The sequence below is a fragment of the Caballeronia sp. M23-90 genome, from assembly GCF_053574605.1.
On the sequence record NZ_JBSIPA010000274.1, the window covers coordinates 1 to 8,902 of the forward strand.

Consider the following 8,902-nt stretch of genomic DNA (forward strand, 5'->3'; position numbering starts at 1 on the left):
TCCGCCACTGCCGCTGATTTCGGCGCGGCGCTCGAAGCGCTGGCGCCGCATCGTGAGACCGGGACTGCGTTTGTGGTCCATGCGCCGACGCATGCAGCACCAGTTGCCGAGGTCGCGCGCATGATGATCGCCCAGAAGGATCATGCGTATCGCGGATTACTGGCGTGCTTTTTTGGTTGTGTCGATGAAGCCACGCGCGACGCGTTGCATGCGCACGGCATTCCGGTTCACACCACACCGCAGCGGCTCGCAAGGGGTTTCGCCCGGCTGGTTGACTATCGCCAGGGCCGTGAATTGTTGATGCAGACGCCCGACGGGCCGCTACCCCAGGCGGTGGGGGCGCTCGGCAGCGCGCAGGCTCAGGTGATGGCTGCGTTGAGCACTGGCGTGGCCGAGCTGGATGGCGAGCGTGCGTCGCGGGTTTTGAGTCAGTTTGGAATTGTCGTGAAGGCGGGGCCAACGGGGCCGCGTAGCGACGACGCCATTGAAATCGATGTACGTCTGCTCAACCACCGCATATTCGGTCCGGTATTCGAGTTCAGGGCTGCCGGCGCGCTCGGTTTGCCGGATTCCTTGCACGAGTTCGCCCTTCCGCCGCTAAATCCATTGCTCGCCCGCGACCTCGTGATGCGCTCGCCAAGGGCGCGGGAATTGCCGGCCGAGACCTTGTTGAATGCGCTGACGGCTTTGTCGAATGCGGTGTGTGAAATCGAGCAGATCGTGGCTCTGCGCCTGACAGTACGCGTCACGCGCCAGGCGGTCGTGGTTTATGAGCCGCACCTGATGCTGGCCGCGCACCGCACGCCGCTCGCCATCCAGCCGTATCCGCGCCGGCTTGAGGAGACGCTGGACTGGAACGGATTCCAGGTCACCATACGTCCAATCCGTCCTGACGACGAAGCCGCCCACAGCGCTTTTGTCGCGGCAATGACGCCCGAGGACCTGCGCCTGCGTTTCTTCAGCTCAGTACGCAGCTTCGATCACTCGCAGCTCGCGCGCATGACGCAGATCGATTACGACCGAGAGATGGCGTTTATCGCAGTGACGGGTGAGGACGAAGCGATGCAGACACTGGGCGTGGCCCGCGCAATAGCGGATCCGGACAACGAGACCGCCGAGTTCGCGGTAGCGGTGCGGTCGGATCAGAAGGGCAGGCGTCTGGGCATGTTGCTGCTGTCGCGGATCATCGCGTATTGCAAGTCGCGCGGAACGCGGTGGCTCGCCGGCGAGGCGCTGCGGGAAAACACCGGAATGATCGCGCTCGCGCGCCGCTGCGGTTTTCAGATCACGCCGACAGATGACCCGGGCGTGGTGGGATTCCGCATGCGGCTGACCGACGCCGATTCGGCGCCGACGTGAACCGTTAACGCTTAAGCCGCGAGCTTGGCGAGCGCTTCATCGACTTGCGAACGCGATACCGCCAGTTCTTCCAGCCACGCGTCGGCGTAGACGCTGCCGGTTTCGCGCTCCAGACGCGCGATGGTAGCCGCGCACCGGCTCGTGTCCTTGGGCGTTGCAATAAACGACTTGACCGATGCGCCCGAAGTGAACGCTTCGAACAAGGGTACGCGGATGTCGTCGGGCAGCGCTCGGCTCGTCCATTGATATGGCTTGCCGTTGAACGACAACTGCGGCGGCATGACGCGTTCTTTCTTCGCTGCAGGGATCAGGCCGAAGTTGCGGGCGGCATCGGCGATCTGGTCGGCGGTGAACAGCTCGTCCGCGCTGATATCGAATTGCGCAATGAATGTTTCGATGCTTTGCATCGCTGCTGCGCGGTCGTCACGCTTTTTCTGCGCGCGTGCAACGATGTCGCGCAGTTCATCGGCTTCTTCGCTCGTGATCGTAAAGCTGGACTGTTTTTGCTGGAGTTCGGAGAAGCGCTGGAATTCGGGATCGGACAGAAGTTTCGCCATGGCCTTGCTGAATGAAGACGCGGAAGATCGTACGAAAACGACCAGCCGCTTTTTGAGAGGGGCGCCATTCTATCAAGCCGGGCTGGAATACCGCGCATCGCGCACGGCATCGAGTTCAACCATCGACTTCAACCACCGAAATCAACTCAGGCTCGCGATACATCGACAGCGCCGCGGCCGCTTCGCCGAGCATTGCGCTGACGTCGTCAAGTGACGGTGCGACGTATTCATCGATACGCCTGAGAAACGGGCAGGTCAGCGTCGCGACGGCCTGACCCGAAGGCCCGAGCAGCGGAAAACTCACATCCATGACGCCGAACGTCTGCTGACTTTCCTTATGCAGGAAGCCGTCCGCGCGAATCCTCGCGTACGCGCTTTCGAGCGCGACCGGGTCCAGCGCTGTCTCGCCCTTGACCTGCGTGTGTTCGGCAAGCATATGCGCGCGCTGTTCGGCGCTTTGGAACGCGAGCGTCACGCGCCCTGAACCGGTATCGATCAACCCGATGCGCGCGCCAAGCCGCACCGAAATACCCCACGTGCCCGGCCCGTCGACCTGCGCGATTACAAGAAGATTGCCCCGGTCGTACGTGGCGAGATGACACGATTGCTCGGCGCGATCAGCGAAACGCTGCATGACCGGCAGCGCTTCGGTGATCAGGCGGTTCATCGGCGGATGGCGATGCGCGAGCGCATACAGCTTGAGGCTCAGCGAATACCGGTCGCCCGCCGGCGAGCGCACCACATACTGCCGCGCAACCAGCCGTTCGAGCATCCGGTACATCTCGCTCGCGTTGCGCCCGAGCGATTTCGTGATCTCGGCGCGCGTCAATCCATCTTTTTGCTCGGCGAGCAATTCGAGGATATCGAGCCCTTTATCCAGCGCGGGCGCGCGATAACGGTCGGCGTCGGAGGGATCTTCTGCCTGCATGTCGGCCTTGTTGAAAACGATAAACGCACGATGCTAAGGGAAAACACGGACCGATTCGGTGCGCAGTTAGCTTGACTTCGACTTGTCCGCATATGAATAATACGTTCACTGATGAACGATTGTACTGATACAAACCCGCGCTAGCGACACAATCGAAAACGAATTCAAGGAAGTCTGCGTGCCGCACACCCCGCACAACCGTACCGACCCAAGTCTGATTCTTCAAAGCCCGCAAGACAATTGCCTGATTGCAGTTGCGCGTCTGGAGGCGGGCGAGCGCGTCGAGATTGAAGGGGAGGTCGTCACGCTGGCAAAGACCATCGACCTTGGACACAAAGTCGCGCGCCACGCGTTGCGCTCGGATCAAAAAGTGCTTCGTTACGGCGCGATTATCGGCCACGTGAATTCGGACGTTCAGCCCGGCGACCACCTGCACACCCACAATCTCGAGAGCGACTACATCCCGACCTTTACCCACGACGCCGGCCACGCGTTCGTGGATCACCGGGAAAAGCCAAGCCAATGACAGCAACCACCGCTCCCCAGCTTCAGGGTTTCTTGCGCGCCGACGGCCGCAAGGGTATTCGCAATGTGATCGCGGTTGCTTATCTCGTGGAGTGCGCGCATCACGTGGCGCGCGAGATCGTCACGCAGTTTCGCCCCGCGTTCGATGCCTTCGATGACCCGAATACCGAACAGGAACCACCGGTTCATCTGATCGGCTTTCCCGGCTGCTATCCGAATGGCTATGCCGAAAAAATGATGGAACGGCTGACCACACATCCGAATGTGGGCGCGGTGCTGTTTGTATCGCTGGGATGCGAGAGCATGAACAAGCACTATCTCGTCGATGCCGTTCGCGCGAGCGGCCGTCCCGCCGAGGTCCTGACAATTCAGGAAAAGGGCGGCACCCGCAGCACGATCCAGAACGGCCTCGACTGGATTCGCGAAACGCGTGCGACGCTTGCCGCCCAGCCAAAAGTGCCAATGGCGCTCGATGAACTCATCGTCGGCACGATTTGCGGCGGTTCCGACGGCACCAGCGGCATTACGGCAAACCCCGCGGTAGGTCGCGCATTCGACGCATTCATCGACGCCGGCGCCGCCTGCATCTTCGAAGAGACCGGCGAACTCGTCGGCTGCGAATTCCATATGAAAAGTCGCGCGGCGCGGCCGGAACTCGGGCAGGAGATCGTCGCGTGCGTGGATAAAGCCGCGCGCTATTACTCGATCCTGGGACACGGTTCGTTTGCGGTCGGCAACGCGGACGGCGGCCTCACGACGCAAGAAGAAAAGTCGCTCGGCGCGTACGCGAAAAGCGGCGCGTCGCCCATTGTCGGCATCATCAAACCGGGCGATATCCCGCCGGTCGGCGGCTTGTATCTGCTCGATGTCGTGCCGGACGGCGAACCGCGTTTCGGTTTTCCGAACATCAGTGACAACGCCGAGATCGGCGAATTGATCGCATGCGGCGCGCACGTGATCCTGTTCACGACCGGGCGTGGTTCGGTGGTCGGCTCGGCCATCTCGCCCGTGATCAAGATTTGTGCGAACCCGGCGACGTACCGCAATCTCTCCGGCGATATGGACGTAGATGCCGGCCGCATCCTCGAAGGCCGCGGAACGCTCGACGAAGTAGGCCGCGAAGTATTCGATGTCACCGTGAAAGTCGCGGCAGGCGCTGCGTCGAAGTCCGAATCGCTGGGTCATCAGGAATTCATCCTGACGTACAAGACGTTCGACCCGGTCGGGCCTGCGTGCTTGCCGGCGAACGCTACGCCGCGGCACGCGGTATCGATTGCTCCGGTTTGATCCACGCATTGAATAACGCACCGAATTACGCATCGAGAACCACGCGATGAACCCAATCACCGGAAACCCCGTCGTGAAAAAGCGCAAGGTTGGAAAAACATCGCTGGAAGTGACGGCGCTGTCGTTGGGCAGTGCGCCGCTTGGCGGCCTGTATCACGACTTGTCGGAAGAAGATGCGCAGGCAACGATCGATGCCGCCTGGCAAGCTGGCATCCGATTTTTCGATACCGCCCCGCACTACGGCCATACGAAAGCTGAACATCGCATGGGCGATGCATTGCGACGCTATCCGCGCGAAGACTACGTGTTGTCCACCAAAGTCGGACGCCGTTTTGTCCCGCGCACGACACTATATGACGGCAGCGAAGGCTGGTCGAATCCCCTGCCTTTCCAGGCGACCTACGACTACACCTACGACGGCATTCTTCGTTCATTCGAAGATAGCCAGCAGCGTCTGGGAATCGTGGATATCGATATTGTTCTGATCCATGACATCGGCCGCGTTACGCACGGCGAGAAGAACGCGTTTTACTGGCGGCAACTCACGGCCGAAGGCGGTTTTCGCGCGCTCGATGAACTACGGGCATCGCGTGGCGTGAAAGCGGTCGGACTCGGCGTGAACGAAGGCGCGGCGGTTCAGGAAGCGATGGCGGAGTTTAATATCGATTGCGCGTTACTCGCCGGCCGATACACTTTGCTTGAACAAGCCGTCCTCGACGACTTGCTTCCCGAATGCGAGAAACGCGGCGTCAGCATTTTGCTGGGCGGTGCATTTAACTCGGGCATTCTCGCGCGTGGGTTGACGCACGATAATGTGCCGCCGAAAGCGATCAACCAGAAGTTCAACTACGGCGATGCGCCGCCTTCGATCATCGAGCGCGTCGATGCGCTGGAACGAATATGCCGCGAGCATGGTGTCGCATTGTCGAGCGCGGCCCTTCAGTTTCCTTATGCGCATAAAGTTGTCGCCACCGTGCTGATGGGCGCGCGCAACCCCGACGAGGTACGGTCGAACGTTGCTTCATTCGCTGATCCTCTGCCCGCTGATTTATGGGACGCGTTGCGGGCGGCGGGACTGCTGCATGCATCGGCACCCGTGCCCGAACGTTCCGGCGAAGCCGAATCATGAGCGTTGAATCCGTCGATGCGCATCAGCATTTCTGGGACCCATTGCGCGGAGACTACGGCTGGTTGACACCTGAGCTTGGCGGTCTGTATCGCGAGTTTAGTCCGGATGACTTGAAGCCGCTTCGCGAAGCGGAGAATGTCTCTCGAACGGTGGTTGTGCAGGCGGCGCAGACCGTCGATGAAACCCGATACCTGCTCGATCTTGCGCGCAATGATTCATCTATCGCGGGCGTGGTCGGCTGGGTTCCACTGGACGCGCCGAACGCAGCCGATTTGATTGATGAACTGGCACGTGAGCCGAAATTCAAGGCCGTGCGTCCAATGCTGCAGGACCTGCCAGATGATCGCTGGATCGAGAATCCCGCGTTGGCGCCGGCAATTCACGCGCTGATAAAAAACAATCTCGCCTTCGATGCTTTGATATTTCCGCGCCACGTTGCGTCGTTGAAGATATTTGCGAAGCGTTTTCCTGATTTGCGGATCGTCATCGATCACGGCGCTAAACCGCAAATCAAGGACGGAGACGCCGGGTGGCAAATCTGGGTGGATGGCATTGCAGAGTTGGCGGCCTTGCCGCAAGGGTTGCGTTGCAAGCTCTCAGGTTTGGCGACCGAAGCTGCACCGGGCTGGACAACGGCAATACTGAAGCCTTACGTCGATCATCTTTTGAAGCAGTTCGGACCGGATCGCTTGATGTGGGGAAGCGACTGGCCGGTGCTGAACCTGAACGGCGATTACGCACAATGGCATGACGCAGCGCGGCAATTGACGTCGCATTTGAACGCACCACAACAACAAGCCATTTTCGGCGACACCGCAAAGACGTTCTACCGCTTATAGGGCGTGAAGAATCCCGACGGTATACATGGAATTTCGCATCAGCAATCGCAACGAAAGCCGGGAATGGTAAAAAGACGTGTCATGTGAATGCTATGGTTCTACCTCACATTTTCTGAAACGCTGCTCCTGGCAAGCCCTCTTTACACATGGGGCACATCGAACACCTCGTCAACCGAATCAAAACCTGAAACTGAAGGATCACTCACGATGAAACTGCTGCGCTTTGGGCCGAACGGTCAGGAAAAACCGGGTTTGCTGGATCAGAACGGCAAGATTCGCGACTTGTCGAACGTTATTGACGACATCGCAGGCGAAACGCTATCCGACGCCTCCCTTGCCAAACTGCGCGCAATCGATCCGTCCACGCTGCCTGAAGTGACGGGCGAACCGCGCATTGGCCCGTGCGTGGCGCGCGTGGGCAAGTTTGTGTGTATCGGGTTGAATTATGCCGATCATGCTGCCGAATCGAACCTGCCGGTTCCGACTGAACCGGTGCTGTTCGGCAAATGGACCAGCGCGATTTGCGGCCCGAACGACGATATCGAAATCCCGCGTGAATCGAAAAAGACCGACTGGGAAGTCGAACTCGGCGTGGTGATCGGCAAGCATGCAAAGTACGTCAGCGAAGCAGACGCGCTGGACTACGTTGCAGGCTATTGCGTGATCAACGACGTTTCCGAGCGCGAGTGGCAGATCGAGCACGGTACGCAATGGGACAAGGGCAAGGGTTTCGACACCTTCGGCCCGATTGGTCCGTGGCTTGTCACGAAGGACGAAATCGCCGATCCGCAGCGTCTGGACATGTGGCTCGAAGTCGACGGTCACCGTTATCAGAACGGCAGCACCAAGACGATGGTCTTCGGCGTTGCGGAACTGGTCGCGTATCTGTCGAAGGTGATGAGCCTGCAACCGGGTGATGTCATCTCCACGGGCACGCCTCCGGGCGTGGGCATGGGCGTGAAACCCGCACCGGTTTACCTGAAAGCAGGTCAGACGGTTCGTCTCGGCATTCAGGGATTGGGCGAACAGCAACAACGCACGGTCGACGCGAAGTAAGCCAGCACCATAAAGAAAAGGGGCCGTTCCAACAACCATTGGAACGGCCCCTTTTCGTTTCATTGCAATAGAAACTTCAAGCGCTCACCGGCTCCAGTTCCGCAGCCATTTCGCTGATCCGATGAATCGTTCCTTGTGCGACCGCGACGAGGCGTTCCGTGCCGCCATCGGTGACGTACACGTCGCATTGACACGTTGCCTGCGTCATTCCGGCATAGATCACGCGTGCGCGAGCCATCAAGGTGCCCGATACCGCCGGCCGCAGATAGTTGATCTTGTATTCGCCGGTGACCACCTTCGGCCCGAGGCGCAGCGCGCCGGCAAAGGTCAGGGCGTTATCGACGAGATAACTCACCACACCGCCGTGCACAAAACCGTGTTGTTGCCTGAGTTCATCGCGAATGGTCAGGCATAGCGTGAGACTCGTGGAGTCGACTTGCATGAGCTTCGTTCCCAGCAAGGCGCTAAACGGCTGCGCGTTCAACGCGCCCCGTGCGATATCGACAATTTCGGCCATTCGGACACTCCTACATTTGGTTTCGGTCCAGTCAGCTTGAGTCCCACAAATCCGCATCGGGGCGAGGGCCATCGGCGCGGTCCTGCAGAAGACTGTAGGTAGCGCTTCTCCACTGTGCAAGGACGATCTCGAATTCGCGGACAAATTACCGGTTTAAACGTGATTTATCGGCGATTTAAATGCAGGACGGGATAGTTCACGTAGAAACACGAAACCTGAAACGCGAAACGCCTCGCGCGAATGGCGAGGCGTCCGGAGCACGCTCGAAACACTTTTTGAAGCTTCAGGGCAATGCGTCGTACGCGGTTGCGAGGTGGTAGGGCGTAGTCGAAGGCATTTCCGACCGGACGATAACGCCATCCGCCGTCTGGCTTTCGATCCACCCGTTCGGCCGCAGGAACCGTTTCGTAAAGCGTTCGATCTGCGCGGGCAGTTGAGCGCGAACGGCATCGCCGGAGTGCGTGGCGAGCGCGCGCAGATATTCCGTCTGTGCCCAGATGCGCTGGGTCGAATCGATCACGCCGCCATGTTCACTGACCGATGCAGCCACGCCGCCCGTCACCGGATCCACGCCGCATTGCTGCACGAAATCGAACGCGCGGAACAACGCGTGCTCAAGCCCGGCTGCTCCGAAAGCCGCGTGCCCGCTGCCTTCGACCAGGAACAGCCATTCGAACTGATGACCCGGTTCGAGCCAGTTATTGG

10 protein-coding genes are annotated in these 8,902 nt (G+C 59.8%); 6 read left to right on the forward strand and 4 right to left on the reverse strand.

The genetic code is table 11. From position 1 onward, the window contains the following. On the forward strand, positions 1 to 1,359 hold a 1,359-nt coding region (locus ACRXB1_RS23115), incomplete at its 5' end, for a GNAT family N-acetyltransferase (protein ID WP_449493337.1). 11 nt (positions 1,360 to 1,370) lie between these two features. On the opposite strand, the gene ACRXB1_RS23120 is transcribed toward ACRXB1_RS23115, so the two are convergent. After that, positions 1,371 to 1,916 carry a hypothetical protein gene (locus tag ACRXB1_RS23120; RefSeq protein ID WP_062003519.1) on the reverse strand — a complete coding sequence of 182 codons (546 nt, stop codon included), beginning with the start codon at positions 1,914 to 1,916 and terminating at the stop codon, positions 1,371 to 1,373. A gap of 115 nt (positions 1,917 to 2,031) precedes the next feature. After that, positions 2,032 to 2,844, reverse strand: a complete 813-nt coding sequence (locus ACRXB1_RS23125) for an IclR family transcriptional regulator (protein ID WP_449493338.1) — start codon at positions 2,842 to 2,844, stop codon at positions 2,032 to 2,034. Between the two features lie 178 nt (positions 2,845 to 3,022). On the opposite strand from ACRXB1_RS23125, the gene ACRXB1_RS23130 reads away from it, so the two are divergent. From ACRXB1_RS23130 to ACRXB1_RS23150, 5 genes are all read left to right on the forward strand, one after another. Beyond that, positions 3,023 to 3,370, forward strand: a complete 348-nt coding sequence (locus ACRXB1_RS23130; protein WP_449493339.1) for a UxaA family hydrolase — start codon at positions 3,023 to 3,025, stop codon at positions 3,368 to 3,370. Then, a complete protein-coding gene (locus tag ACRXB1_RS23135) occupies positions 3,367 to 4,656 on the forward strand; it encodes a UxaA family hydrolase (protein ID WP_174363458.1) in 1,290 nt (429 codons plus the stop codon). The genes ACRXB1_RS23130 and ACRXB1_RS23135 overlap by 4 nt, the downstream gene beginning before the upstream one ends. Before the next feature lie 46 nt (positions 4,657 to 4,702). Beyond that, positions 4,703 to 5,785 carry an aldo/keto reductase gene (locus ACRXB1_RS23140; protein WP_449493340.1) on the forward strand — a complete coding sequence of 361 codons (1,083 nt, stop codon included), beginning with the start codon at positions 4,703 to 4,705 and terminating at the stop codon, positions 5,783 to 5,785. Beyond that, positions 5,782 to 6,624 (forward strand): amidohydrolase family protein, encoded by an 843-nt coding sequence (locus tag ACRXB1_RS23145; protein WP_449493341.1) that lies wholly within the window; start codon positions 5,782 to 5,784, stop codon positions 6,622 to 6,624. The genes ACRXB1_RS23140 and ACRXB1_RS23145 overlap by 4 nt, the downstream gene beginning before the upstream one ends. Before the next feature lie 207 nt (positions 6,625 to 6,831). Continuing rightward, positions 6,832 to 7,680, forward strand: a complete 849-nt coding sequence (locus ACRXB1_RS23150; RefSeq protein ID WP_062003525.1) for an ureidoglycolate lyase — start codon at positions 6,832 to 6,834, stop codon at positions 7,678 to 7,680. Between the two features lie 76 nt (positions 7,681 to 7,756). On the opposite strand, the gene ACRXB1_RS23155 is transcribed toward ACRXB1_RS23150, so the two are convergent. Both ACRXB1_RS23155 and ACRXB1_RS23160 read right to left on the reverse strand, forming a co-directional pair. After that, positions 7,757 to 8,197: a PaaI family thioesterase gene (locus ACRXB1_RS23155; RefSeq protein ID WP_062171883.1), complete on the reverse strand. Its 441-nt coding sequence runs from the start codon at positions 8,195 to 8,197 to the stop codon at positions 7,757 to 7,759. 283 nt (positions 8,198 to 8,480) lie between these two features. Beyond that, the coding region (locus ACRXB1_RS23160; RefSeq protein WP_449493342.1) for an AGE family epimerase/isomerase at positions 8,481 to 8,902 on the reverse strand (422 nt) is incomplete at its 5' end.